This is a genomic window from Acidimicrobiales bacterium (genome assembly GCA_036491125.1).
GTDB lineage: Bacteria > Actinomycetota > Acidimicrobiia > Acidimicrobiales > AC-9 > AC-9.
The window spans coordinates 15911-41255 of the sequence record DASXCO010000109.1; the positions used below are offsets into that span (position 1 = coordinate 15911).

Annotated in this window: 25 protein-coding genes; 9 read left to right on the forward strand and 16 right to left on the reverse strand. The window is 71.3% G+C overall.

Features of this window, described 5'->3' with window-relative positions:
• Positions 1 to 7: 7 nt before the first annotated feature.
• The 4 genes from VGF64_09395 to lpdA are packed head-to-tail and all read right to left on the reverse strand — an operon-like array spanning position 8 to position 5212.
• A complete protein-coding gene (locus VGF64_09395) occupies positions 8 to 742 on the reverse strand; it encodes an SDR family oxidoreductase (GenBank protein ID HEY1634959.1) in 735 nt (244 codons plus the stop codon).
• A 5-nt stretch (positions 743 to 747) separates the two neighbouring features.
• A complete protein-coding gene (lipA, locus tag VGF64_09400; protein HEY1634960.1) occupies positions 748 to 2364 on the reverse strand; it encodes a lipoyl synthase in 1617 nt (538 codons plus the stop codon).
• A 21-nt stretch (positions 2365 to 2385) separates the two neighbouring features.
• On the reverse strand, positions 2386 to 3819 hold the full coding sequence (locus tag VGF64_09405; GenBank protein ID HEY1634961.1) for a dihydrolipoamide acetyltransferase family protein: 1434 nt from the start codon (positions 3817 to 3819) through the stop codon (positions 2386 to 2388).
• Positions 3812 to 5212 (reverse strand): dihydrolipoyl dehydrogenase, encoded by a 1401-nt coding sequence (gene lpdA / locus VGF64_09410; protein ID HEY1634962.1) that lies wholly within the window; start codon positions 5210 to 5212, stop codon positions 3812 to 3814. Before lpdA ends, VGF64_09405 begins: the two co-directional genes overlap by 8 nt.
• A gap of 65 nt (positions 5213 to 5277) precedes the next feature.
• On the opposite strand from lpdA, the gene VGF64_09415 reads away from it, so the two are divergent.
• Entirely contained in the window at positions 5278 to 5670 is a 393-nt protein-coding gene (locus VGF64_09415) for a lipopolysaccharide assembly protein LapA domain-containing protein (GenBank protein ID HEY1634963.1), read from the forward strand.
• A 133-nt stretch (positions 5671 to 5803) separates the two neighbouring features.
• Here VGF64_09415 and VGF64_09420 read toward each other — a convergent pair whose 3' ends face one another.
• From VGF64_09420 to VGF64_09440, 5 genes are all read right to left on the reverse strand, one after another.
• Positions 5804 to 6772 carry an aldo/keto reductase gene (locus tag VGF64_09420; GenBank protein ID HEY1634964.1) on the reverse strand — a complete coding sequence of 323 codons (969 nt, stop codon included), beginning with the start codon at positions 6770 to 6772 and terminating at the stop codon, positions 5804 to 5806.
• Between the two features lie 17 nt (positions 6773 to 6789).
• Positions 6790 to 7557, reverse strand: a complete 768-nt coding sequence (locus VGF64_09425; protein HEY1634965.1) for an SDR family NAD(P)-dependent oxidoreductase — start codon at positions 7555 to 7557, stop codon at positions 6790 to 6792.
• 116 nt (positions 7558 to 7673) lie between these two features.
• Positions 7674 to 9197: a hydantoinase B/oxoprolinase family protein gene (locus tag VGF64_09430; protein HEY1634966.1), complete on the reverse strand. Its 1524-nt coding sequence runs from the start codon at positions 9195 to 9197 to the stop codon at positions 7674 to 7676.
• Positions 9194 to 10975: a hydantoinase/oxoprolinase family protein gene (locus tag VGF64_09435; GenBank protein HEY1634967.1), complete on the reverse strand. Its 1782-nt coding sequence runs from the start codon at positions 10973 to 10975 to the stop codon at positions 9194 to 9196. The genes VGF64_09430 and VGF64_09435 overlap by 4 nt, the downstream gene beginning before the upstream one ends.
• Before the next feature lie 10 nt (positions 10976 to 10985).
• The gene (locus tag VGF64_09440) at positions 10986 to 11441 is read right to left on the reverse strand and encodes a ribonuclease H (GenBank protein ID HEY1634968.1); all 456 of its coding nucleotides are present in this window, start codon (positions 11439 to 11441) and stop codon (positions 10986 to 10988) included.
• 55 nt (positions 11442 to 11496) lie between these two features.
• On the opposite strand from VGF64_09440, the gene aceE reads away from it, so the two are divergent.
• From aceE to thiE, 3 genes are read left to right on the forward strand one after another with little or no spacing between them, the layout of a single operon-like run.
• The gene (aceE, locus tag VGF64_09445; protein HEY1634969.1) at positions 11497 to 14223 is read left to right on the forward strand and encodes a pyruvate dehydrogenase (acetyl-transferring), homodimeric type; all 2727 of its coding nucleotides are present in this window, start codon (positions 11497 to 11499) and stop codon (positions 14221 to 14223) included.
• Between the two features lie 13 nt (positions 14224 to 14236).
• Positions 14237 to 14830, forward strand: a complete 594-nt coding sequence (locus tag VGF64_09450; GenBank protein ID HEY1634970.1) for an HhH-GPD-type base excision DNA repair protein — start codon at positions 14237 to 14239, stop codon at positions 14828 to 14830.
• 53 nt (positions 14831 to 14883) lie between these two features.
• A complete protein-coding gene (gene thiE / locus VGF64_09455; GenBank protein HEY1634971.1) occupies positions 14884 to 15498 on the forward strand; it encodes a thiamine phosphate synthase in 615 nt (204 codons plus the stop codon).
• Between the two features lie 3 nt (positions 15499 to 15501).
• Here thiE and VGF64_09460 read toward each other — a convergent pair whose 3' ends face one another.
• The 4 genes from VGF64_09460 to VGF64_09475 form a co-directional block, all read right to left on the reverse strand.
• Complete coding sequence (locus VGF64_09460; protein HEY1634972.1) at positions 15502 to 16260, reverse strand: alpha/beta fold hydrolase; 759 nt, start codon at positions 16258 to 16260, stop codon at positions 15502 to 15504.
• A 358-nt stretch (positions 16261 to 16618) separates the two neighbouring features.
• Complete coding sequence (locus tag VGF64_09465) at positions 16619 to 17068, reverse strand: DUF1707 domain-containing protein (protein ID HEY1634973.1); 450 nt, start codon at positions 17066 to 17068, stop codon at positions 16619 to 16621.
• A 25-nt stretch (positions 17069 to 17093) separates the two neighbouring features.
• Positions 17094 to 17564 carry a hypothetical protein gene (locus VGF64_09470; protein ID HEY1634974.1) on the reverse strand — a complete coding sequence of 157 codons (471 nt, stop codon included), beginning with the start codon at positions 17562 to 17564 and terminating at the stop codon, positions 17094 to 17096.
• A 69-nt stretch (positions 17565 to 17633) separates the two neighbouring features.
• Positions 17634 to 18749: an acyl-CoA dehydrogenase family protein gene (locus VGF64_09475; protein ID HEY1634975.1), complete on the reverse strand. Its 1116-nt coding sequence runs from the start codon at positions 18747 to 18749 to the stop codon at positions 17634 to 17636.
• A 59-nt stretch (positions 18750 to 18808) separates the two neighbouring features.
• On the opposite strand from VGF64_09475, the gene VGF64_09480 reads away from it, so the two are divergent.
• From VGF64_09480 to VGF64_09495, 4 genes are all read left to right on the forward strand, one after another.
• Positions 18809 to 19411 (forward strand): MBL fold metallo-hydrolase, encoded by a 603-nt coding sequence (locus tag VGF64_09480; GenBank protein ID HEY1634976.1) that lies wholly within the window; start codon positions 18809 to 18811, stop codon positions 19409 to 19411.
• A gap of 44 nt (positions 19412 to 19455) precedes the next feature.
• Positions 19456 to 20202: a Fe-S cluster assembly ATPase SufC gene (gene sufC, locus VGF64_09485; GenBank protein ID HEY1634977.1), complete on the forward strand. Its 747-nt coding sequence runs from the start codon at positions 19456 to 19458 to the stop codon at positions 20200 to 20202.
• A 101-nt stretch (positions 20203 to 20303) separates the two neighbouring features.
• Complete coding sequence (locus VGF64_09490; GenBank protein HEY1634978.1) at positions 20304 to 21548, forward strand: SufS family cysteine desulfurase; 1245 nt, start codon at positions 20304 to 20306, stop codon at positions 21546 to 21548.
• An 8-nt stretch (positions 21549 to 21556) separates the two neighbouring features.
• A complete protein-coding gene (locus VGF64_09495) occupies positions 21557 to 22051 on the forward strand; it encodes an SUF system NifU family Fe-S cluster assembly protein (GenBank protein ID HEY1634979.1) in 495 nt (164 codons plus the stop codon).
• A gap of 62 nt (positions 22052 to 22113) precedes the next feature.
• On the opposite strand, the gene VGF64_09500 is transcribed toward VGF64_09495, so the two are convergent.
• Both VGF64_09500 and VGF64_09505 read right to left on the reverse strand, forming a co-directional pair.
• Positions 22114 to 23391, reverse strand: coding sequence for an FAD-dependent oxidoreductase (locus VGF64_09500; GenBank protein ID HEY1634980.1), 1278 nt, complete (start codon positions 23389 to 23391; stop codon positions 22114 to 22116).
• A 37-nt stretch (positions 23392 to 23428) separates the two neighbouring features.
• Entirely contained in the window at positions 23429 to 24238 is an 810-nt protein-coding gene (locus VGF64_09505) for a hypothetical protein (GenBank protein ID HEY1634981.1), read from the reverse strand.
• A gap of 213 nt (positions 24239 to 24451) precedes the next feature.
• Between VGF64_09505 and VGF64_09510 the strand changes: the two genes are divergently transcribed.
• The gene (locus VGF64_09510) at positions 24452 to 24988 is read left to right on the forward strand and encodes a zinc-ribbon domain-containing protein (GenBank protein ID HEY1634982.1); all 537 of its coding nucleotides are present in this window, start codon (positions 24452 to 24454) and stop codon (positions 24986 to 24988) included.
• A gap of 10 nt (positions 24989 to 24998) precedes the next feature.
• Here VGF64_09510 and VGF64_09515 read toward each other — a convergent pair.
• Positions 24999 to 25345, reverse strand: a 347-nt coding sequence (locus tag VGF64_09515) for an alpha/beta hydrolase (GenBank protein ID HEY1634983.1), incomplete at its 5' end; no start/stop codon positions are given.

Here is a 25345-nt window from a genome sequence, read left to right on the forward strand (position 1 = left end):
CGGAGGGCTACAACGCCAGCGTCGAACCTCCGTCGACGACGACGGCGGCGCCGTTCACGAACCCGGCCGGCTCGGAGCACAAGAAGGCGACGACCTTGCCGAAGTCGGCGGGATCGCCCATGCGGACGCCGCCACCGGCCCCGAGCTCGGCCATGCGCTCGGTGGCGTGCGGTCCGGGACAGATGAGGTTCAAGGTGACGCCCTGGTCGGCGAGGTCGGCAGCAGCCGTCTTGGCCCAGGCCCACAGTCCGACCCTGGCGGTGTTGGAGAGCGCCAGGGTGGGGACCGGCTGCTTGACGGAGTAGGAGGTGATGAAGCAGATCCGGCCCCATTCCCCCGCCCGGAGGGGCGACGCGGCGGCGCGGGCCAGCCGCACCGAGGTGAGCAGGTTGGCCCCGATGGCAGCCTCGAGCGCGGCGTCGTCGACCTCGAGGGCGCGGCCGAGCGGCGGTCCTCCGGCGTTGGCAACCAGGATGTCGAGGCCGCCGAAGCGCTGGACCGTCTCCTCGACGAGCCGAGCCGGTGAAGCCGGCTCGGTCACGTCCGCCACCACGCCGGCGACCTCGGCTCCGCGCACAGCGCGCGACCGGAGCGTCTTCTGCGCGGCGGCGACAGAGTCTTTGCCGCGGCCGGAGATCAGAACGCTGGCGCCCTCCTCGACCAAGGCCGCGGCCGAGGCGAAGCCGAGCCCGCGGGACGACGCGGCCACCAGCGCGACGCGCCCCTCGAGGCCGAGGTCCACCTGGGTCAGCCCGTCGCCGAGTGTGCGGTGGCGGCCGCCGCCGCGCCCCGAGCGTGGTAGCTCGACCGGGTCAACGGTGACGCCTCGACGTGCGTCAGCCCGAGCGCCATCCCTACCCTCCGCAGCTCCTCGAACTCCTCGGGCCGCCACCAGCGCGCCACCGGCAGGTGATCGGCTGTCGGCCGCAGGTATTGGCCGAGGGTGACGATGTCGACCCCGACCGCCCGCATGTCGGCCAGGGCTCCGACGACCTCGCTCTCGGTCTCACCCATCCCGAGGATCAGACCGGACTTGGTGAGTAGCCCGGCTTCCTTGGCCCGACCCAGCACCGACAGACTGCGGGCGTAGGACGCCGATGGCCGTACCGCCCGTTGGAGGCGGGCGACGGTCTCCAGGTTGTGGTTCAACACCTCGGGGCGGGCCTCGAAGATCGTGCTCAGGGCGGCCTCGTCGCCCTTGCAGTCGGGGATGAGGACCTCGACCGCCGTGCCCGGGGAACGGTCACGGATGGCAGCGATGGTGGCGGCGAACGCGGCCGCCCCGCCATCGGGCAGGTCATCCCGCGCGACGGCCGTGACGACGGCGTGGGCCAGGCCGAGGCGGGCCGTGGCCTCGGAGACCCGCTGCGGCTCCTCCGGATCGATCGGCTCTGGGTGGCGGGTATCGACGAGGCAGAAGCCGCAGGCCCGGGTGCACCGCTCCCCGTTGATCATGAACGTGGCCGTGCCCTCGGCCCAGCATTCGAAGATGTTGGGGCACCCCGCCTCCTCGCACACCGTCACCAGGTCGAGGCTGCGCATCGTCCGCTTGAGGTCCCGGTACTCGGGCCCCATGACCGCCTTGGCCCTGAGCCAGCGCGGCTTGGGCTCGGCCAGCGCCACTCCTCGAGACGGGTCGACCCCGGCCTCGGCGAGACGTCCCTCGAGCCGGCTGGGCCCGGCCCGGGTGAAGGCGGACAGGTCCGACGGCGCCACTCGCCAGGCCACGTCCTGCCGCTCCGCCTGGCCCCAGAGACTCGAGGCCCGCGCCATCACCGCGTCGACCACCGTCGACATGGGGACGGGCACGTCCTCCGCCGCCAGTGACGTCACGGCCTTGTCGGGGATGCCACAGGGAACGATGTGGTCGAACATGGCGAGGTCAGGGTCGACGTTGAGGGCAAAGCCGTGCATCGAGCGTCCCCTGCTGATGCGGACGCCGATCGCCGCGATCTTGCGGGGCTCGGCCCCGTCGGGGTCGACCCAGACGCCCGGGTACCCGCCGAGGCGCCCGGTACCGGGCAGGCCAAGATCGGCGAGCGCGTCGATGACCAGCTGCTCCACGGACCTGACGTAGGACCGGGTCGCTCCAGGAACGGTCGGCACGCTGACGATCGGGTAGCCGACCAGCTGTCCGGGCCCGTGGTAGGTGACGTCGCCTCCCCGGTCTGCCCGCACCAGCTCGGCCCCCACCGACTCTGGAGGCACGAGCACGTGCTCGGGCTCGGCCCTGACGCCGAGCGTGTACACGTGAGGATGCTCGAGGAGGAGCAGGTAGTCGTCGGCGCCCCGTGCGAACAGCGCCCGCTGGAGCGCGTGGGCATCGCGATAGCGGACCCGTCCCAGCCAGCGTGCTCGCAACACCGTCGATCCCAACTCCCGCGCCTAGAGCTCCTGGATCCAGTCCCGGGTCTCGATGACCTCCCGGAGCTTGGCCAGGAACCGCGACGCGTAGGCGCCGTCGACCGCCCGATGGTCGAACGACAGGGCCAGCACACCCACCGAGTGGATGGCGATGCCCTCGCTGCCGTCGGGGAGGGTCACCACGACCGGACGCCGCTTGACGCCGTCGGTGGAAAGTATGCCGACCTGAGGCTGGTTGATGATCGGCACCGTGATCAGCGTCCCGAACGGACCCGGGTTCGTGATCGTGAAGGTGCCGCCCGCGATGTCGTCAGCGCCGAGCCTGCGCTCGCGTGCCCGGCTGGCGAGGTCCGCCGCCTCTCTCCCCAGGACGGGGAGCCGTTTGCCGTCGGCGTAGTGGATGACCGGCACGATCAGGCCCTCGGCGTCGAGATCGACAGCGATCCCCAGGTGCAGGTCGTGGTGGACGATCAGGGCGTCGTCACCCACCGACGCGTTGAGGTGGGGGAAGGCCCGAAGCGCCTCGATCGTTGCCCGGGCGACGAACGGCAGGTACGTGAGCGAGATGCCCTCCTCGGCCCTGAACCGCTCGCGCTCGGCCCCCCGCACCCGGTCGACCGCCTCGAAGTCCGCCTCGACAGCTACGAGCGTGTGGGCCGAGGTGGCCTTCGACCGGACCATGTGCTCGGCCGTTCGCCGGCGGATGTTGGAGAAGGGGATCACCTCGTCGCGCTCGCCGGTGGGAGTCGCGACCACCTGCGGCCTACTCGGGAGCGGAGGTGGCGCGGCCGGCGGGGCCGGGGCAGTGCGGCTCGGTGCCGGTCGAGCCGGTACCGGTCGAGCGGGTGCCTCACCACCTCCGCTGCGGGCGTCTATCACCGCCAGCACGTCGGCCCGGGTGATCCGGTCGCCGGCCCCGGTTCCCCGGATCTCGGATGGATCGAGGTCGTGTTCGGCGAGGAGACGTCGGACCACCGGGGACAGCACCTGTCCCCCGCCGCCTTGGCCGTCGGTGGGGGCGTCCGTCGCCGAGGGCCGCGGCGCCTGCGCGGGTGCGGGCTCGGGCGCCGGTGGCGCGGGCGCCGCGGGCGCCTGCGCGGTTGCGGGCTCCGGTGGAGCGGGCGCCGGCTCAGGCGGTGCGGGCGGGGTCTCTGGCGCCTCGGTCCGCTCGGGCGCCACGGCAGCGCCGGCGCCGTCGCCGCCACTCGCCCCCGAGGGGGGCTCGGGGCTGATCACCGCCAACCGCGCCCCCACGTCCACGGTGTCGCCCTCGGGGACCAGGATCTCGGACAGGTAGCCCGCCGACGGCGAAGGCACCTCCGAGTCGACCTTGTCCGTCGAGACCTCGAAGAGCACCTCGTCCTGGCCGATCGGCTCACCAACCTGCTTGAGCCATCTGGTGATGGTCCCCTCGGTCACGGTCTCGCCGAGCTGGGGCATGGTGACGTCAGCCAACGTGCAGTCCTCTCCCCGTCATGGCCAGCACCGTCTCGCCGAACGCCTCGGACAGCGTCGGGTGCGGCTGGATGAACTGCGCCGCCTCTTCGGCCGTCGCCTCCCAGTTCACGGCCAGATAGCCCTGACCGAGCTGCTCGGTGACCCAGGGCCCGACCATGTGGACCCCCAGGAGCCGTCCGGCACCACCGTCGGGACCCCGCTCGGCGATGACCTTCACCAACCCCTCCGTCTCGCCGACGATCTTGGCCCGGCTGTTTCCCCCGTACGGGTCCTTCTTCACGACCACGTCGTAGCCCGCCTCCCGGGCCGCGGCCTCGGAGAGGCCGGCGAAGGCCACTTCCGGGTGTGTGTAGATGCACCAGGGGACGGTCGTGTAGTCAACCGGCACTACCGGCTCGCCGAGCATGTCCTTGATGGCAACGATGGCCTCGGCGAACCCGACGTGGGCAAGCTGCGCCGTCGGAACCACGTCTCCTACCGCGTAGACGCCGTCGGCGGTCGTGCGCATGTGGTCGTCGACCCGCACGAAACCGCGCTCGTCCAGCTCGACGCCGGCGCCGGCGTCCGCCAGACCGTGGCTGTCGGGCCGGCGCCCGACCGACACGACCACCGCGTCCACGCTCACCTGCCCGCCATCGCCGAAGGACACGGTCGTCCCGTTCCCGTTGGGCTGATGGCCGTGGACCTCGACGCCCGTGTGCACCACGATGCCGCGCTTCTTGAACGACCGGGCCACGGCGCCGGAGACCTCGGCGTCGCACCCGGGAATGAGCGACGGCAGGACCTCCAGCACCGTCACCTGCGTCCCGAGGTCGGCCATCATCGAGGCGAACTCGCAGCCGATGGCTCCGCCCCCGATGACCACGGCGGACGCGGGCAGGCGCTCCAGCTCGAGGACCTCGTCGGAGCTCATCACCAGCTGCCCGTCGATCTCGAAGCCGGGGATGGTCCTCGGTACCGACCCCGCGGCCAACACGACGTGCCGGCCGACCAGCTCGGACCCGTCGTCGACGCGCACCAGGTGGTCGGCGGCCAAGGATCCGGTGCCGATGACGGTCGTGATCTTGCGGTGCTTCATGAGACCGGCGAGACCCTTCCACAGCTGGTCGACGACCTTCTGCTTGCGGGCCTGGCTGGTACCGAAGTCGACGCTCGGCTGGCTGGCCTGGATGCCGAACTCCTTGGCTCCCGCCACGGTCCGGAACACGGTGGCCGTCTCCAGGAACTCCTTGGCCGGGATGCACCCCCGGTGCAGACAGGTCCCCCCCACCTTGTCCTTCTCGACCACGGCCACCGACAGCCCGGCGGCGGCGCCGTACAGGCCGGCCGCGTACCCTCCGGGCCCCCCGCCGATGACCACCACGTCGAACTCGCGGGCCGTGCTGACCACCTCCTCTTGACTCCCCTCAGCCTAGTAACTCTCCCCAGCTCGGCTGACGGGGTATACAGGCAGTCATGAGGTTCGGGCGGAAGAAGCCGCAGGCCGGCGCTGCGTCGGCTGACCAGGGCGAGGGGACGGTTCAGCCGCAGGCCGGCCAGCCCTCGGCCGCACCGGCAGCAAAGGCTGTCCCCCGCACGCGGCTGAGCGCCGCCTGGACCACGGTCGCTGTCGGCCTCGTGTTCCTGATCGCCCTGCTTGTCTTCATCTTCCAGAACCTGACCGACGTGCGAGTGACGTTCCTCGCCTTCCACGGGACTTTCCCCCTGGCGCTGTCACTCCTCTGCTCGGCCGTCGGTGGGGCCGTCATCGTCCTGCTCCTCGGAGGCGCCCGCATGATCCAGCTGCGCCGGGCGGCGCGCCGGCAGCGCAGCGCCGCCGTGGCCGCCAGCCGGTCGACCGGGTCGTGACGCGACGACGGGGAGAGGTGCTCAGTTCCACCTCTTGTCGAATCAGGTCTGTCGACTCCCGAAGACCACGCGGTGGAGGATGCTCACGCGATACGGGCGGTCCGCGCCCGAGAGAGTGACCGCGTGAGCAGCCTCAGCCTCGGCGGATGAGCGTCTGAACGATGCCGGGGAGAGCGGCCGGACCGGAGACGGGATCGAAGGCGTCCGACGCACCGGTCAGCCGGGCGACCTCCTCGTCGGTGAGCTCCAGGTCGGCGGCGGCGGCGTTCGACTCGAGCTGGGCGACGCTGCTGGCGCCGGGAATGGCCACCACGTTGGGGTGCCGGATGACCCAGGCCAGCGCCACCTGGGCCGCGGTGGCGTCGTAGACCTTGGCGACGTCCCGCAGAGCGGCGAGCAGTTGGGCTCCCCGCTCGAGGTTCTCGGGGAGGAACAGGCTGGCGAAGGCCCGCATCCCACCCGGGCGGTGCTCGCTGCTGTAGCGGGCCGAGAGGAACCCCTGGCCGAGCGGGCTGTAGGCGATGACGAGGCGGTCGTTCGCTTGCGCCCAGCCGAGCACCTCCTTCTCCGGCTTCCGGGCCACCAGGCTGTACTGCACCTGATTGCTCAGCACCGGAGCGCCGAGGGCGCCCTCGGCCGCTCGCCAGTCGCCCAGGGAGAAGTTGCTCACGCCCACGTGACGAACGAGGCCTGATCGCTTGAGCTGGCGCATGCCAGCCATCGTCGGGCCGATGGGGACGACCGGATTGGGCCAGTGGAGCTGGTACAGGTCGAGGTGATCGACGTGCAACCGACGGACGCTGCCCCTCGCCCGCTGCTCGACAACCGGGGGGATGGGCATGACGGGAAGGATCTTCGTGGCGAGGAAGACCTCGTCCCGGCGGTCGGCGATCGCCCGCCCCACGATGCGCTCCGATCGACCGAAGGCGTAGATCTCGGCCGTGTCGACCAGGTTGATCCCGAGGTCGAGGGCGCGAGTGAGGATATCGAGAGCATCGTGCTGGGCGTAGGCGGAGCCGTAGCCCCACTCCCGCGATCCGAACTGCCAGGTGCCCAGCCCGACCGCCGAGACCCGGACCCCACCGACTTCCACGTAGCGCATCGGTGCAGCTTATTGCGCTATCTGGGCTGCATCCTCAGGCCGCCGTCGAGGCGGATCACCTCGGCGTTCAGGTACCGGTTCTGGCACAGGTGGACGACCAGAGCGGCGAAGTCGTCGGGGGTGCCCAGCCGCTTGGGAAAGGGCACGCCGGCGGCGAGGGCCTGGCGCCCTTCGTCGGGGAGCAGGCCGAGCAAGGGCGTGTCCATCACGCCGGGCGCGATCGTGAGCACCCGGATACCCGATGGCGCAAGGTCGCGCGCCGCGGGAACGGTCATGCCCACGATCCCTCCCTTCGAGGCCGAGTAGGCGATCTGGCCGATCTGACCTTCAAAGGCGGCGATCGAGGCGGTGTTCACGATCACACCCCGCTCGCCGTCATCGAGCGCGTCGGTCGCGACCATCGCCGCCGCGGCGAGCCGCATGACGTTGAACGTGCCGATCAGGTTGACGCTCACGACGAAGCGGAAGGCGTCGAGGTCGTGTGGCGCACCGTTGCGGTCGACCAGTCGCGAGGCACTGCCCAGGCCGGCGCAGTTCACCGCGATGCGCAGCGGGCCTGACTGGGCGGCGTGATCGACGGCCTGCCCCACCTGCGCCGGGTCGGTGACGTCGGCAGCCACGAAGGAGGTCGCGCCGCCGAGCTCCTTGGCCAGCGCCTCGCCGCGCTCGGCGTTGCGGTCGATGATCGTGCACGCCGCTCCGTTGGCGACGAGCAGACGCGCCGTCGCCTCGCCGAGCCCGGACGCCCCTCCGCTGACCAGTGCGGCGCTGCCGTCGATCCGCATGGTCAGGAACTCTAGGGCCGGCCCGGGAGGCCGGCCGACAGCATCAGCCGCAGCCGCACGGCGGCTAGGCCGGCCCGGGAGGCCGGCCGAAAACATCAGCCGAAGCCGCGAAGCGGCTAGGCGGCAGGCCCGTAGCCGCCACCACCCGGGGTGAGGATGCGGAGCACGTCGCCCGGGCCCAGCTCGAGCGTCACCTTCGGGGGGAGGAGCCGGGCCCGACCCTCGTCTCCTCCCGGCAGCAGCCAGTTCTCGCCCCGTCCGCCGGGCTCGCCGCCCGCAAGTCCCCAGGGCTGGCTGACGCGCCGATCGGTCACCAGCGAGACCGTGACCGGCTCCAGCGCCTCCAGGTCGCGTTCGATGCCCTCCCCACCGGGCCAGCGGCCGCGTCCACCGCTGCCCCGGCGCAGGGAGTAGCGCCGGACCCGGAGGCCGAAGGACCGCTCGAGGGCCTCCACCGGCGTGTTGCGGGTGTTGGTCATGGCCGTGTGCACGCCGCTCATGCCGGCGCGGGTCGGGCGGGCGCCCTGTCCCCCGCCGATCGTCTCGTAGTACACCCAGCCGCGGCCGCCGATCATGACGTTGTTCATGGTCCCCTGCCCGGCTGCTCCCACCCGCCCGGGCGCGGCCTCGCCCAGGACCCGGAGGCACACGTCGGCCACCCGCTGGCTGACCTCGACGTTGCCAGCGCCCACCGCGGCCGGCGGTCGGGCGGCCACGATCGTCCCCGGCGGGGCCACCACACGCACCGGACGGAGCGCACCGCCGTTGGCGGGGATGCTCGAATCCGTCGCGGCGCGCACGGCAAAGGCGACGGCGCTCACCGTGACCGCCTCGACCGCGTTGACGTTCCCCCGCTGCTGGGGTGACGAGCCCGTGAAGTCGAACACGGCCTCGTCACCAGCGACCGTGAGCCCGACGGTGACCTCCGCGCCTCCGGCCGAGTCGAGGACGTCGGTGAACGACCAGGCCCCGTCGGGGAGTGATGCGAGCGCTGCCCGCATGCGCCGCTCGCCGTAGGCGACCACCTCGTCCACCGGCGCCCCGGTGGCAAGGATCTCCGCCATCCGTTCGACCCCGACGCCGTTGGCGCCGACCTGGGCGTCGAGGTCGCCCCTGCGTTCCTCGGGGGTACGCGAGTTGGCAGCGAGGAGGGCCTCGATCTCGGGCCCGAGACGGGCGGGAGGGATGCGCAGGCCCTCCTGATAGATCTCGGTGGCGTCGGGCGGTATCGAACCGGCCGCCATCCCTCCGACGTCGGAGTGGTGGGCGCGGTTGGCGACCCAACCCGACAGGACACCGTCGACGAAACAGGGCGAGACAAGGGTGAGGTCGTTGAGGTGGGTGCCGCCGGCAAACGGGTCGTTGAGGACCAGCCGATCGCCGGGCCGGAGCGGGCTGTCGAGCTCGCCGACGGCGTCGATGACGGCCCGGACCGATGCCGGCATGGAGCCGAGGTGCACCGGTATGTGCTCGGCCTGGACAAGCAGCTCGCCGCCGGCGGTGAACAGCGCGGCCGAGCAGTCGGCGCGCTCCTTGATGTTGGGGCTGAAGGCGGAGCGCCGGAGCACGGCGCCCATCTCCTCGGCCACACCCGTGAGCCGGGAGATGAGCACCTGCAGCGAAGCTGGGTCGAGACTCATCGCTCGAGCACCCACGCTCCGTCGGCGGCCACGTCCGCCCGCCAGCCGTCGGGGATCCACAGCGTGCAGTCGGGCTCGGCGACCACGCACGGCCCGCGGGCCGGCCGGCGGGAAGGCGGGCGCCCGAGATCTTCCACCGTGAACGGGGCCGGCGCCGTCGCCCTCGCCCGCAGGGCCACCACCTCCACCGGCGCGCCGGGCCTGGAGAACCCGTTCCGCCGCCGGTGCTCCGCCGGGAACTGCTCGGGCGACCCCACGGTGAGCTCGTGGCTCTGGCCTGCGTAGCGGCAGTCGACGGCCGTCTCGACGACGATGTCGGCGCCCTGGTCGGTCGCGACCGCATCGGCGGCGTGGCGGGCCAGCTCGGAGAGCGCGCGGGCCAGACCATCGACAGACCCGGGCGTCGGCCAAGACCGCACGACGTCGGCCTGGCGTGGCGAGCACAACAGGCCCACGGCCGACAACACGCCGGCGCGAGGTGGCACCACGACCGCGGCCATGTCCAGGGCCTCGGCCAGGGCGCAGGCGTGGAGCGGGCCCGCGCCCCCGAAGGCGACCAGGGCCAGCGATCGGGGATCGACGCCGCGTTGGACCGACACGACCCGCAGCGCCTGTTCCATGGCCGCGTCCACCACCTCGATGACGCCCTCGGCGTCCATGGCGCCGTGATCGAGCGCCCGCCGGGCGGCGCGGTCGTCCAGGGGGCCGATCCCGGGGAAATCCGTGCCCTCGGGGATCCGCCCGGCGACGAGGTCGGCATCGGTCACCGTCGCGGTCGTGTCCTGGCGGCCGTAGCACGCCGGTCCGGGGTCGGCACCAGTTGACTGCGGGCCGACGGCCAGGGCGCCGCCGGGGTCGATGCGGGCGATCGACCCACCGCCGGCGCCGATGCTGTGGATGTCGAGGGCGGGTAGCCGCAGCGGTAGACCCGCGATGGTCCGCTGCCCCGCCGGCTCCGGTACACCGTCGCGCACGAGGCAGACATCGGTGCTCGTGCCCCCCATGTCGAAGGTGATCACGTCGGGGTAACCGGCAGCCGCGGCGGCGGCCGCACCGGCCTGCACCCCGCCCGCAGGTCCCGACAGCAACAGCGTGGCCGGCTTCGCCGCCGCCTGGTCGACGCGAACGAGGCCGCCGGCCGAGGTCATCACCAGGACGCGGTCGGCCATGCTCGCCAGCCGGGCCAGGTAGTCGCGACAGGTGGGGCCGAGGTGGGCGCTCACCACGGTGGTCACCGTCCGCTCGTACTCCCGGAACTCCGGAGAGACCTGGCTCGAGCGCCACACGGGCAACGCCAGGGGGACGAGGCGCTCGGTGAGCTCGCGCTCCTGGGACTCGTCGAGGTCCGAGTGCAGCAGGCACACGGCCAGGGACTCGACTCCGGCCGGCACCGTCGGCAGCTCCTGTGGCAGAGGTTCGAGCTGGGCACCGGTGGCGTCCAAGCGTCCAGCCACCTCGAGTCGCAGCTCCCGGGGAACGAGGGGCTCGGGCCGGTCGGTCCACTGGTCGTACAGCGCGGGCCGGTCCTGGCGGGCGATCTCGATCACGTCGGCGAAGCCCCGGGTGGTCACCAGGGCGACCCGGGCGCCGCGCCGCTCGAGCAGGGCGTTGGTGGCCACCGTGGTGCCGTGAGCGAGGAGGTCGGGTCGCGCTACGCGCTCGAGGGCGTCGGCCACAGCCAACGACGGGTCCTGGGGTGTGGACGGAATCTTCAGCACGCGCCCGTCGTCGCCGACCACGTCGGTGAACGTGCCGCCGGTATCCACGCCGACCGCCATGTTCGCTCTGCTACCCGACGTCGGGTGGCCCGTCACCTCGGCGACCCGCCTGGGTGCGCGCCGCCTCCACGGCCAGCGCGTCGACGAGGTCGTTGTAGGGGTCGGCCGAATGCCCCTTCACCCACCTGAAGGTGATCCCGCCCTCCGAGCGGACCAGATCGACGAGCGGCTTCCACAGATCCTGGTTGGCGACGGGCTGGCCGCGCGCGTTCCGCCAGCCCTTGCGCACCCAGGTCTCCCACCACCGCTGGCGGAAGCAGTTGACCACGTAGATCGAGTCGCTCACCACCTCCACGGGCGACTCCAGCGCGCGCAACGCCTCGAGCGCGGCGGTGATCTCCATGCGCTGGTTGGTGGTCATGGAGTCGGCGCCGCTGGCGAAGCGACCGCCGGGGACCGCCCAGGCCCATCCGCCCGGGCCCGGGTTCCCGAGGCAGGCGCCGTCGGTGTACACGATCGTGGCCATCTCCAACAGCATGCCCCGAGGAGCACTCCTAGCCGACCGAAAGCGCGAGGATGGAATGGTGATATTCGACGGTTTTTCCCATCAGCTTCCGGACATCGACCCCGAGGAGACCCTCGAGTGGCTCGACTCGTTCGACTCCATCGTGGAGACCCGGGGCCGGACCAGGGCCAGCTTCCTGCTCATGAAGCTGCTGGAACGGGCCCGGGCGGCCCAGGTGGGATTCCCGGCCACCGTCTCGACGCCGTACATCAACACGATCCCGCCCGAGGACGAGCCGTGGTTCCCGGGCGACGAGTACATGGAGCGGCGCATCCGCGCCTTCATCCGGTGGAACGCAGCCGTGATGGTCACTCGGGCGAACGCCCGCTCGGAGGGCATCGGGGGGCACCTGGCCACCTACGCCAGCTCGGCGTCGCTCTACGAAGTCGGCTTCAATCACTTCTTCAGGGGCAAAGAAGACGGCACCGCTGGCGACCAGGTGTACTTCCAGGGTCACGCGTCCCCGGGCATCTACGCCCGGGCCTACCTCGAGGGCAGGCTGACCGAGACCCAGCTGGACAACTTCCGCCAGGAGATCGGGGGCGAGGGACTGTCGAGCTATCCCCATCCCCGACTGATGCCGGAGTTCTGGGAGTACCCCACGGTGTCGATGGGGTTGAGCCCGATCAACGCGGTGTACCAGGCGCGCTTCAACCGCTACCTCCGGCACCGGCACGTGGCCGATACGACCGCGGCGCGGGTGTGGTGCTTCCTGGGCGACGGCGAGGTGGACGAGCCCGAGACCCTCGGCGGCCTCTCGCTGGCGGCGCGCGAAGGGCTCGACAACCTGGTCTTCGTCATCAACTGCAACCTCCAGCGCCTCGACGGCCCGGTGCGCGGCAACGGCAAGATCATCCAGGAGCTCGAGGCGACGTTCCGGGGCGCGGGCTGGAACGTCATCAAGGTGATCTGGGGCTCCAAGTGGGACGAGCTGCTGATGCGCGACGTCGACGGCGTGCTGGTGAACAGGATGACCACGACCGTGGACGGCGAATACCAGAAGTACGCGACGGAGTCGGGTGCCTACATCCGCGAGCATTTCTTCGGACCCGACCCGCGGCTCCGGCGCATGGTGGAGCACCTCTCCGACCCCGACCTGCAGGCGCTGCCGCGCGGTGGCCACGACTACCGCAAGCTCTACGCCGCCTACAAGGCGGCCACCGAGCACCAGGGCGCCCCAACCGTCATCCTGGCCAAGACGATCAAAGGCTGGACGCTCGGGCCCGAGATCGAGGCCCGCAACGCCACCCACCAGATCAAGAAGATGAACAAGGCGCAGCTCCTGCGCCTTCGCGAGCGCCTCTACCTCGAGGACGAGATCCCCGACAAGGCGCTCGACGACGACCTGCCGCCCTACTACCGCCCCGCCCCTGGCTCGCCGGCGCACGAGTACCTGATGACCCGACGCAAGGCCCTGCACGGTCCGTTGCCAGCCCGCGTCGTGCGGCCCAAGGCCCTGCCGGCACCGGATCCCAAGGCGTTCGCGGAGTTCCTGGCCGGCTCCAGGAACCAGGCCGTGTCGACGACGATGGCCTTCGCCAGGCTTTTGCGCAACCTGCTGCGGGACAGCGCCATCGGTAGCCGCGTGGTCCCGATCATCCCTGACGAGGCCCGCACGTTCGGACTCGACGCCCTGTTCAAGGAGTTCGAGATCTACGCCGAGGGCGGCCAGCGGTACACGCCGGTGGACGCCGACCTGCTGCTGTCGTACTCGGAGAGCGAGTCGGGACAGATCCTCGAGGAGGGCATCACCGAGGCCGGCTCCATGGCCAGCTTCACCGCCGCCGCCACCTCGTACGCCACCTGGGGCCAGCCCATGCTGCCCTTCTACATCTTCTACTCGATGTTCGGGTTCCAGCGCGTGGGTGACCTGGCCTGGTCGCTCGGTGACTCCAGAGGACGGGGCTTTCTCCTAGGGGCCACCGCCGGGCGGACGGCGCTGAACGGCGAGGGCCTCCAGCATCAGGACGGCCACTCGCACGTGCTGGCGTCGACCGTCCCCAACCTGTCGGCCTACGACCCCGCCTTCGCCTACGAGGTGGCCGTCATCGTGTCGGAGGGCATCACCCGCATGTACGGCGACGAGCCCGAAGATCGCTTCTACTACCTCACGCTCTACAACGAGAACTACGTGATGCCGTCATTGCCCGAGGGGGCGGACGGCGACCGGGTCCGAGAAGGTGTCATCCGGGGGATGTACCGCTTCGCCGGCCCACCCGAGGGACCACGGGCCAAGGGGTCGCAGCGCCGTCGGGCCGCCATCTTCTTCTCCGGGCCCGCCTGGCAGACGGCGATGGAGGCGCGGGAGATGCTGGCCAAGGACTGGGACGTGGCAGCCGAGGCGTGGTCGGTGACCTCCTACAAGGCGCTTCGGGAGGACGCCCTTTCCGCCGAGCGGTGGAACCGGCTCCATCCCGGGCGGCAGGCCCGGACGCCGTACGTCACCGAGATCCTGTCCCGGAACGAGGGCCCGGTCGTGGCCGTCACCGACTTCATGAAGGCCGTGCCCGACCAGGTGGCCCGGTGGGTGCCGGCTCACTTCACCGCCCTCGGCACCGACGGGTTCGGGCGCTCGGATACCCGCGCCGCCCTGCGTCGACATTTCGAGACCGACGCCGCCCACGTGGTCGTCGCCGTCCTCACCGCCCTCGTCGAGCTGGGCGAGGCCAAGGCCGAGGAGGTCGCCGACGCCATCTCCCGCTACGGCATCGATGCCGAGAGGCCCGACCCTCGGGACGCGTGACACAATCGGGCCCGTGCCTGCCCGTTCACTCGCCCTGTCCGGCGACGACGCTGCCGACGAGCTCCTGAGCAGGGACCCACTTGCTCTGCTGATCGGGATGGTGCTGGACCAGCAGGTGCCGCTGGAATGGGCATTTCGGAGTCCGCTCGAGCTGCGCGAACGGCTGGGGGGACGCCTTGACCCGGCGGAGATGGCCGCGATGGACCCCGAGGCGCTGGTCAAGGTGTTCACCGGCCCGCCGGCACTGCACCGGTTCCCCGGGTCCATGGCCCGCCGGGTCCACGAGCTGTGCCGGGTCGTCGTCGACGACTACGGCGGGGACGCGTCGAGCATCTGGCGCTCGGCGGCGAGCGGGCAGGAGCTGCTGAAGACGGTCAGGTCCCTGCCCGGGTTCGGCGACCGGAAGGCCAGGATCTTCGTCGCCCTGTTGGGCAAGCGCATGGATGTGCGCCCCGCAGGCTGGGAGGAGGCGGCGGGCCCCTTCGGCCAGCCGGACAGCTTCATGTCGGTCGCAGACATCGATGGTCCTGACGCCCTCGGGAAGGTGCGCGAGCACAAGCGAGCAATCAAGGCACAGGCGCGGACCGAGCCCTCGGCCCCCGCCTGACGGGCGTCATCACCACCGCGGCGCGCCACACCCTTGACGAACGCCGCCTCTATCTGTGCTGTCCCGATCGCGACGACCTCGCCACCTTCCTCGCCGGCTGCATCCGCGGCGGGGTCGACGTCGTGCAACTGCGGGAGAAGTCGCTCGAGGCTCGGCCGCTGCTGGCGCGCGCCCGCGTCGCCCTGGAGGTGTGCCACAACTACGACGTTCCCTTCGTCCTCAACGACCGCCCGGACCTCGCTCTCGAGCTCGGAGCGGACGGCGTCCACCTCGGCCAGGAGGACGCGCCGCCCACCCTGGCCCGACGCATCATGGGTCCCGACGCCCTGATCGGGCTCTCGACGCACGATCCCGCCCAGCTCGAGGCCGCCGAGCGCGAGCCGGTCGACTACCTCTCGGCCGGGCCCGTCAGCCCCACGCCGACCAAGCCGGGACGGGCCGGCACGGGGCTGGGCTACGTGTCCCACGCGTCGGCCCGCACCGCCCGGCCGTTCTTCGTGACCGGCGGCGTGACGCCGGAGACGGTGAGGGCCATGGTCGAGGCCGGCGGTCGCCGCTTCGTGGTCGTCCGCTTCCTGACCGAGGCCGACGATCCCGAGCACCGGGCCCGGGCGCTGCGGCACGCCATCGATGACACGCTGGCCGCCGTCGAACCCCGCAAGGGGTGAGGCTCAGGTCTCCTCGCGGTGGCGCTCGAGCCATCCGAGCAGGACGGCGACGGCCCGCGGATCGTGGCGGAGACGGTGACCCGCGCCGCTGAGCACGCGCAGCTCCCCTCGCCCATCGGCGGCGTCGTCGAGGGCGCGCGCCTCCACCACGGGCACGACCGCGTCGTCCCCGCCGTGCACGATCAGCAGCGGCCGGGGCGGCACCTTCCCCACCAGGGCGAGGGGCCGGAGCTCGTCGAGCTCTCGGGCCCAGGCCGCCGGGTCGTCGGGAAAGCCGGCGCTGCGCACCACCCCGAGGTCACCGGCCTCGGCCAAGAGGCGATCGGGAGCAGCGGCCCACTGCGAGAAGTCGGCGGGAGCCGCCAGGGCGGCGACGCCTCGGACCCGCTCGTCCTCGCCCGCCCCGCACAGGGCGAGCGAACCGCCCGTGCTGAACCCGGCCAGCCACACGCCGCTGATCTGGGGCAGACCGAGGGCGTGGTCGACCGCGGCCCTGAGGTCGTCCATCCAGCCACCGAGGGAGAAGTCGCCCTCTGACTCCCCTGTCCCCCGGAAGTTGAACGTCAGGACGGCCCACCCGGCCTCCGCGGCCAAGCGGTCCGCGAGCTGGGGGTAGGTGTGGGCGGCGCCCGCCGCTCCCTTCGGGGCGGCGGGAAAGCCGTGGCACAGGATCACCAGCCCGCAGGAGCGACCCGGCTCGAGGTCGGGTCGCACCAGATACCCACGCAGCGTGATCCCACCGCTGCGTATGTCCACCTGCACCAGTCGCACCTACCCCTGGCAATCATGAGCCAACCTGGCCCGGCTCCACCCCCTGCCCGGACAGCAGCCCGGACATGGGTCCGGGGGGCGCCGAAGCGCCCCCCGGACAAATCTTGCTGGAAAGGACCCGACGAGGACCTATGGCATCGAGTGGGACCGGCTCCCGACCGCCTCGCCGAGCGGTGTCTGGTTGAGATTCACCAGGTGGTCCAGCAGCCGCCTAACGGCCAGCCACCTCCAGGGTCCCGAGACTTGGACTGTTCAGTTGGACCACCTCCTTTCTCTGGTGCCAACAGGCTATACGGACGGACGCGCACCGCGAGGGCATTTCCGGGCCGTCATTTCGCTCGACCCGGTCTCAGCCGTCGTCGGGGTGACGACCGGCGGCGCGCACCACGCTGACGACGTGGGCGGCGACCAGCACGGCCCACGCCACGATGGGCCATATGGGCCAGAAGTACCCGCCTCCCGTCGCCGCCCACACGGCCACCAGCACGGCGTTCACGACGGCGTAGACGGCCACGTGGGTCGCCAGCGCCCGACCCGGTGTCGGAACGGCTGTCCGCAGCTGGGGAAGGTGCTCGGCCAGGTGCGGGTGCGGCTCGGGATCGGGCAGGTCATTGGTGAGGGCGAACAGCTGGTCGAGGGTGCGCGCCCCGTACACCTGCCCCAGTCGTTCCGAGAGCTCCTCGAAGGTCAGCCGCCCGGCGGAGCAGTGTTGGCGTAGCACGGCGGCCACCCGGTCCCGATCGGCGTCGGAGGCCCGCAGCCCGCCGTCTCCCGAGTCCCGCTCCGGTGTAGATGCCACCCCGTCAGTATCGCGCCAGGCCAGCTCAACGAGGCTCCGGCGGGTCCTCGCCGACGGCCCCGATGGACTCCAGGTAGTTCATCTGAGCGGCCAGGACGGCGTGCACCTGGGCGGGTGTGTAGGACGTGCCCACCGCGCCGGCCCGCTCCAGTACGTAGTCGACCGTCTCGGCGCCAGCCACCACGATCGGTGCTTCCACGCTGGCCGAGTGGCCGTTGCCGGAGGTGGTCCGCGAGCGGAAATACTCGAGGTTCCAGCCGATGATCTGTCGCACGTCCTGCTGGCTCAGGCGCTCGCTGACCTCGAACGGCAGGTGACGCGTCACCCAGGACGCCACCACATCCTGATCGACCGCCCGCCGCGGTGCGTGGCGCCCCTCTGCATGTCCGCGCGGTCGGGGCCGCCGCCGCTCGGTCTGCCGGGTGACGGTGGCCGCCGTCGCCACCAGCGCCGCCACGAGCACCGCCGCCACGATCACCAGCACGACAGTGACCATGACCACGCGAGGTTAGTCACCGACCGGCGCCGGCCGGCGTCGGGCCCGGTGGCTCAGAGGCCCCGTGCCCTAGAGACCGATGCGCTGCGCGAGCAGCTCCCGGTGGTAGGTCGGATCGCCGAGGAACAGCTCGGAGGACTTGGCCCGCTTGAAGTACAGATGGGCGTCGTGCTCCCACGTGAAGCCGATGCCGCCGTGGATCTGGATGTTCTCGGCGGCGGCGTGGAAGTAGGCGTCGGAGCAGTAGGCCTTGGCCAGACTGGCCACCACGGGCAGCTCGTCAGAGCTGTCGGCCGCGGCCCATCCGGCGTAGTAGGCCGCCGACTTGGCCGACTCGACCTCGAGGAGCATGTCGGCGCACTTGTGTTTGATCGCCTGGAAGCTGCCGATGGGCCGGCCGAACTGGACCCGCTCCTTGGCGTACTCGACGCTCATGTCGAGACAGCGCTGGGCCCCGCCGACCTGCTCGGCGGCGAGGGCCACCGCGGCCAGGTCCAGGGTCCGACTCAGCCCCGCCGATGCCCCCCCGTCGGTACCGATCAGGCGTCCCGGCGTGCCCGCCAGCTCGACGCGCGCCTGCTTGCGGGTCTGGTCCATGGTGGCCAGCGCGGTGCGGCTCAGCCCCGGCGCAGTGCCCTCGACCGCGAACAAGCTCAGCCCCGCAGGCGTGCGCGCCGCCACGACCAGCAGGTCGGCCACGTGGCCGTCGAGCACGAACATCTTGTGCCCGTCGAGGGTCCAGCCGTCCCCCGCCCTCGTCGCCGCGGTGGCGATGCCGTCCTCGTCCCAGCGCCCGTTGTCCTCGGTGAAGGCCAGGGTGGCGATGGTGTCACCGGTGGCGATGCCAGGGAGCAGCTCCTTCTTGGCCGCGTCGTCCCCGGAGGTGAGGATGGCGTTAGCAGCCAGGGCTATGGTGGCGAAGTACGGCGCGCACAGCAGGGATCGACCCATCTCCTCGAGCACGACGATCAGCTCCACGTACGTGAAGCCCGAACCCCCGTGCTCCTCGGGGATGGCAAGCCCCTGGAGTCCCAACTGGGTGCCCATCTGGGCCCAGACGGCCGGGTCGTAGCCGTCGGTGGTCTCCATGAGCCGGCGTACCTCGGGTATCGGAGACTTGTCGTCGAGGAACCGGCGCACCGAGCGCCTGAGCTCCTCCTGTTCCTCGCTGAACGCGAAGTTCACTGCTTCCCCCTCGATCGGGCGGCGAGAATGAGTCAGTTCTACTAGACCGGGTGGTCAAGATGAAATTTCAAGACAGCAGGGCCGAGATCCATCACGTGGTGGTGGGCCCGATGGACAACAACGTGTACGTCCTGCGGTGCAAGGAGACGGGACAGGCCGTCCTCATCGACGCCGCCAACGAGCACGACCGCCTGCTCGAGCTGTGCCGGCGGCTCAACGTCGTGAAGGTCCTGGAGACCCACGGTCATTGGGACCACATTCAGGCCGTCCCTGCCGTGCGGGAGGCCGGTATCGACGTGGGCGTCACCCCCGACGACGCCGGCATGCTGCCGTCCTACGACTTCCTGCTGGAGGACGATTCGGTGTTCGAGGTGGGCCGGCTGCGCCTCAAGACGATCCAGACACCGGGCCACACGCCGGGCTCGATGTGCTTCCTGCTCGAGGGGGCACCGGTGCTCTTCAGCGGGGACACGCTGTTCCCCGGCGGTCCCGGCGCGACCGGCTTCCCGGGAGGCGACTTCCCGACCATCATCCGCTCGCTCGAGGAGCGGCTCTTCGCTCCCCTCGGCCCGGACGTGCTGGTGCTGCCCGGGCACGGCGACGACACGACGATCGGCAACGAGCGGCCCCACCTCCAGGAGTGGATCGACCGGGGCTGGTAAATCGGGGGTTTCCCCTACCGTCGTAGTGCTAATAGAATCGACGCGTGGCCGAGCCGATCTTCGAGATACAGGACCTCCACGTCGCCGCCGACGGTACCGAGATCCTCAAGGGCGTGGACCTGATCATCCGGCCCGGAGAGATCCACGCCCTGATGGGGCCCAACGGATCGGGCAAGTCGACGCTGGCCAACGCCCTGCTGGGAAGCCCCGACCACCGGGTCACCGGCGGGCGGGTGCTGTTCAAGGGCGAGGACGTCACGGATTGGCCGCCCGACGTGCGGGGCAAGGCCGGGATGTTTCTCGCCTTCCAGTACCCCGAGGAGATCCCGGGCGTCCCAGTGGCCCAGTTCCTGCGTCAGGCGCTCTCGGCCCGCCGGGGCATGGACATGTCGGTCCTCGAGCTGCGCCTGTCGATCATGGAGTGGATGAAGAAGCTGGGGATGGACCCGTCCTTCGGCGACCGCTACCTCAACGAGGGGTTCTCGGGCGGGGAGAAGAAGCGCAACGAGATTCTGCAGATGGCCATCATGGAGCCGGAGGTGGCCATCCTCGACGAGACCGACTCCGGGCTCGACATCGACGCCCTCCGGGTGGTCGCAAGGGGTGTGCAGGAGGTGCGGGCCGCCCGCCCCGAGCTCGGGGTGCTGCTGATCACCCACTACCAGCGCATCCTTTCCGAGCTGCGGCCGGATCGGGTGCACATCCTCATCGACGGGCGGCTGGTCGCCTCGGGCGGTCCCGAGCTGGCTGGCCGGCTCGAGGAAGAGGGCTACGACGCATGGCGCGCCTAGGGCCGGCCCGGGAGGTCGGCCGGGAGGACAGCCCGCAGGCGCCTCAGCGCCTGGAAGCGGGCCGGGACGAGAGATCGCAGGCGCATCGGCATCTGGGGCAGATGGACAGGGTCGACTCCGTCGACGGCGGGCTCCTCAGGGCCGACTTCCCGGTCCTCGACCGTCCACGCGAAGGTCCTCGCCTCGTTTATCTCGACTCGGCCTCCTCGTCCCAGAAGCCGCGTGCCGTCCTGGAGACCATGGACGCCTACTACGAGTCGACCTACGCCAACGTCCACCGGGGCCTGTACTCGATCGCCGAGGAGTCCGACCGACTGTTCGCCGAGGCCCGGGGCAAGATCGGCCGCTTCATCGGCGCACCGGCGCCCGACCGTGAGGTCGTCTTCACCAAGAACGCCACCGAGTCGCTGAACCTCGTGGCCCAGGCGTGGGGACGCCGCAACCTGCGGGCGGGTGACCGCGTCCTGCTCACCGAGATGGAGCACCACTCCAACATCGTGCCCTGGCTCATCATGGCCGAGGAGCTCGGCCTCGAGCTGCGCTACCTCAACGTCGACGACGATGGGCAGCTGGCCCTGGACCATCTCGAGCGGCTGGCCGACGGCGTGAAGCTCGTCGGGGTGACGCTCATGTCCAACGTCCTCGGGACGATCAACCCGCTCGAGCGCATCGTCGAGGCGGCGCGGGCCAATGGCGCGGTCGTGGTGGGCGACGGGTCGCAATACGTCCCCCATGTCCCGACCGACGTGACCGAGCTCGGTTGTGACTTTCTCGCCTTCACCGGTCACAAGATGCTCGGGCCCACCGGGATCGGGGTCCTCTGGGGTCGCGAAGAGCTGCTCGAGGCGACGCCCCCCTTCCTGGGCGGGGGCTCCATGATCCGCGACGTGCGCCTCGACGGCTTCGAGCCGAACTCCCTGCCCTGGAAGTTCGAGGCGGGCACCCCGCCGATCGCCGAGGCCATCGGGCTGGGCGCGGCCGTCGATTACCTCGAGGCCCTGGGCATGGACGCGGTGCGCGCCCACGAGATCGAGCTGACGACCTACGCCCTCGAGACCCTGGGCAGGCGCCACGGCGACGCCCTGGTGATCCACGGACCTCGTGACCCGCTCCGACAGGGCGGACTGCTGTCGATCTCGTACAAGGACGTCCATCCGCACGACCTCTCCCAGGTGCTCGACCAGGCCGGGGTCTGCGTGCGCGCTGGCCACCACTGCGCCAAGCCCCTCATGCGCCGACTGGGCGTGAGCGGTACAGCCCGCGCCTCGCTGTACGTTTACAACGATGAGTCGGACGTCGACGCGCTGTCGGAGGCTCTGACCCAGGCCGAAGCGCTGTTCTTCTAGGAGCTTGCATGGCCGGACTCGAAGACCTGTACCGCGAGATCATCCTCGACCACTACCGCAACCCGAGGAACCGGGGTGAGCTGCCGTCACCACCGGCCCGCCGGGTGGAGGGCTTCAATCCGCTGTGCGGGGACGAGATCATCGTCTACCTCGACGTCGACGGCGGCACGATCGCCGACGTCAAGGTCAGCGGGCAGGGCTGCTCGATCAGCCAGTCCTCGGCGTCGATGATGTCCACCGTCGTCAAGGGTCGGTCGATCAACGAGGCTCGGGCGGTGATCAGAGCCTTCAAGGGACTCATGTCGGTACACGAGGCCCGCCTGGACGGCGAGGACAGCGACGGGAACGGCGCCGGCGCTCTCGGTGATGGCACCGAGCCCGAGGTCGCCCTCGGCGACCTGGCCGCGTTGCAGGGGGTCGTGAAGTTCCCGGTGCGGATCAAGTGCGCCACCCTGTCCTGGAACGCCCTGGCCCAGGGCCTCGACGAGCCCAGCCCCGCCTAGTCCTGGTCGCTTCGCCGCCCGGGCGCCCCAACCCCGCGCCGGCCGCGTGGGCTGCCCGCCGGCTATCCGCTCGAGGCCGCGTGGGCGAGGGCCTCGTCCCACGATGCACGCTCGCTCAGCAGCCGGCGGTACGCCATGAGGGGGCGGGGCGAGCTGAACGCCAGCGCGGCACTGAGCCGGCCCCTGTGCCCGTAGAGGGCAACGAAACGACGCTCCTCGACCGAGCCCCGGACCACCTGGACCTCGTCGCCCGGCCGCGGGTGGCCGACCAGCTGGATCTTCGTGTCGTACTGGTCCGACCAGAAGTACGGCACCGGGGCGTAGGCCTGCCCGCCACCCGGTCCGGCGAGCAGGTTCTGCGCCGCCACCACGCCCTGATCGGATGCGTTCGTCCAGTGCTCGACGCGCATCTCCTCCTCGAACAGCGGGTTGTGCCACCGAGCCACGTCGCCAGCGGCGTAGACACCCGGGGCGCCGGCGGCGCAACGCTCGTCGCAGACCACGCCGTTGTTGATCGACAGCCCTGAGGAGTCCAGCCAGGACGTGTTGGGCGTCACCCCCACGCCCACCACCACCACGTCGGCCTCGATGGCGGACCCGTCGGCCAGCCACACCTGCTCGACTCGTCCGTTGCCGTCGAATCCGGCGACCGCGGTGTCGCACCGGAGGTCCACCCCATGATCACGATGCAGCTCGCCGCACACGCCGCCGATCGCTTCGCCCAGCCCGTTGGCGAGGGGCACGGGCAGCGCCTCGAGGAGGGTCACATCGAGGCCACGCGAGCGCGCCGTCGCCGCCACCTCCGAGCCGATGAAGCCGGCACCGACAACGACCACCCGAGCCCCCTTCTCGAAGGCACGCCGAAGGCTCAGGCAGTCCTCGAGGGTCCGCAGCACGTGGACGCCGTCCAGGTCGGGCGTGTCGGGCAGGTGGCGGGGCCTCGCTCCGGTGGCGACGAGGAGACCGTCGAAGCCGAGGCGGGTCCCGCCGTGGAGCACCACCACCCGCTCGTCGAGGTCGAGGTCGGTCGCCGTGTGGCCGAGATGAGCCTCGACGTCGAGGGCGGCAAAGTCGTCCTCGTCCTCGAGCCAGATGCGGTCGGCCTCCCACGCACCGGCCAACACCTGCTTCGAGAGCGGCGGCCGGTCGTAGGGGAGGTGCTCCTCGGCACCGACCAGATGGAGGCGACCGTCGTAGCCGGCCCGGCGGAGCGTCTCCACCGCCCGCAGGCCGGCCAGAGACGCACCGACGACGACGATCGTCCCGAGCGCCCCGCCGCCCCGGGAAGCCGGCGCATCGGCACTGCCGGCTCGGGAAGCCGGCGCGACTGATGATCCCATCGGGCCGGCACCCTAGCGTCGGGCGCCGAACGTCAGATCACGAGGGCGTGATCTTGCCGTCGGTGGGGATGGAATCGTGCTGGCCGTTCTCTGTCGAGGGGCCGTTCTCTGTCGAGGAGCTGGCCTCCGCGTGTCCCGGACCGATGGCGCCGGCCGGCGCCTCGGCTCGATCGAGCGAGGGGGGTGCGCCCTGGGCGGCCCGCAGTGCCGTCTCGTAGTCGACCGTGGCGGCGTACAGCGCCTCGTCCTGCTCGCGCGTCGCTTCCCGCAGCTCCTCCGCCCGGCCCCGGGCGGCGGCGTCGAGAGACGCCTCGTAGGTCTTGGTGGCGTCGCGCACGGTCTCGGCTCGCGACTTGCTGGCATTCCTCATGGCCTCGGCCCGGGCAAGGGCCGCCTGTCGCACCGTAGCCGCCCGAGTGATCGCGCTCACCGCCGCCGTCTCGGCCGCACGCAACGCCTCCTCGTTGGCCGCCTGGGCCGCCACCATCTCCGCTTCGTACGCGTACTCGACGGCCTTGGTGGCCGATTCCTCCGCCGTTTCCAGCGCTTCCTGGTACCGGGTCTCGGCACGCCGTAGCGCCGCCGTCCGGTCCGCCTCGGCCCGCCGCACGGAACCGATGTGCTCGCCTGAGATCCGGCGCAGCGCGTCCGCCCGCGCGACCGTCGCGGCGCGCAGCGCCTCGGCCCGTGCGAGGGTCGCCACGCGCAGCGCTTCGGCCCGCTCGAGCTCGCTGTTGGCCACGTCCATCGTGGCGTGCATGGCCTTGTCGTACGCCTGGTCCGCAACCCGCAGGGCTTCTTCCTCGGCCTCCACGCCAGCGTCCAGGGGGATCACGTGCCTACCCATCGGCATCCTCCGGTTATCGCCCACAACACCAGAATGCCCGGTTCGGGCCGACGCATCTACCCGAACGCGAGATTCCCCCGGCGTCCTCGGCGACCGACCGGCCGACCGGCACGACCAGGAATGGTCACCCCCAGGCCCCCGCGTCACGCGGTACCCTGCACGCCGACGGGTGCTTGGAGCGGGGCAACCCCTGTCGAGGAAAGGTGTTGAGTCATGCCTTACTGCGGCCGATGTGGGCATGAGGTGCCCTCGGAGTTTCGATTCTGTCCCCACTGCGGCGCCGACCTCGCGTCGCCGGGTGGCCCGGCGGTGGGCGGCGGTGGACCCAGCCCTGCAGGGGGCACGAGCGGCCCGAGCGGCATCAGCGGCATGAGCGGCGGGACCGGCGGTCCGGCCCCGGGCATGGGCACCGCCACGATGGCCGCCACGGCTACGAGAAATCCCCCTGCCGGACCAGGCGGACCGGGTGGCCCGGGCGGGCCCAGCGGAGCCCCCGCGCCCCAGACCCAGCCGGTGATGGCGACGGCGACACCGCCGACCCACCGACACCGGGCGAGCATTGCTCCTGGCCTGTTTCTGGCCGCCGCCGGCTTCGTGATCGTCGGCTTCGCGTACGGGGCGCTCGCCTACGAGGCGTTCACGCATGTCACCCTGAACCTGACCCGCGGATCGACCGTCGGCTTCGGCGCCGGCTTTCTCGTCGTCGGGGTCGGGCTCGTGGTCCTCGCCGTGATGCGGGCACGCGAGTAGTCGGGACCAGCTACGCGGCCAGGTGGGCCCCGACCGCCTCGATCAGCTCCTCGGGCTTCTCCAGGGGCAACAGGTGCGCAGCGCCGTCGATCTCCACCAGTCGAGCTCGGGAGATGCCGCGGGCGTAGGCCTCGGCGTGCGCGCCGGGCACGAGCGTGTCCTGCGCGCCGCGGACGATGAGCGTGGGCGAGGTCACGCGGTAGAGCCGGCGGGCCAGCTTGGGATCGTGCAGATAGGGATCCCAAGCCAACTTGGCCGTGGCGGCCATGGACTGGAGCAAGGGACGCAGAACCTCGAAGGGGATCTCGACCTCGCTGGCCGCCATGATGTCCAGCTGGCTCATCATCTGGGCCATGG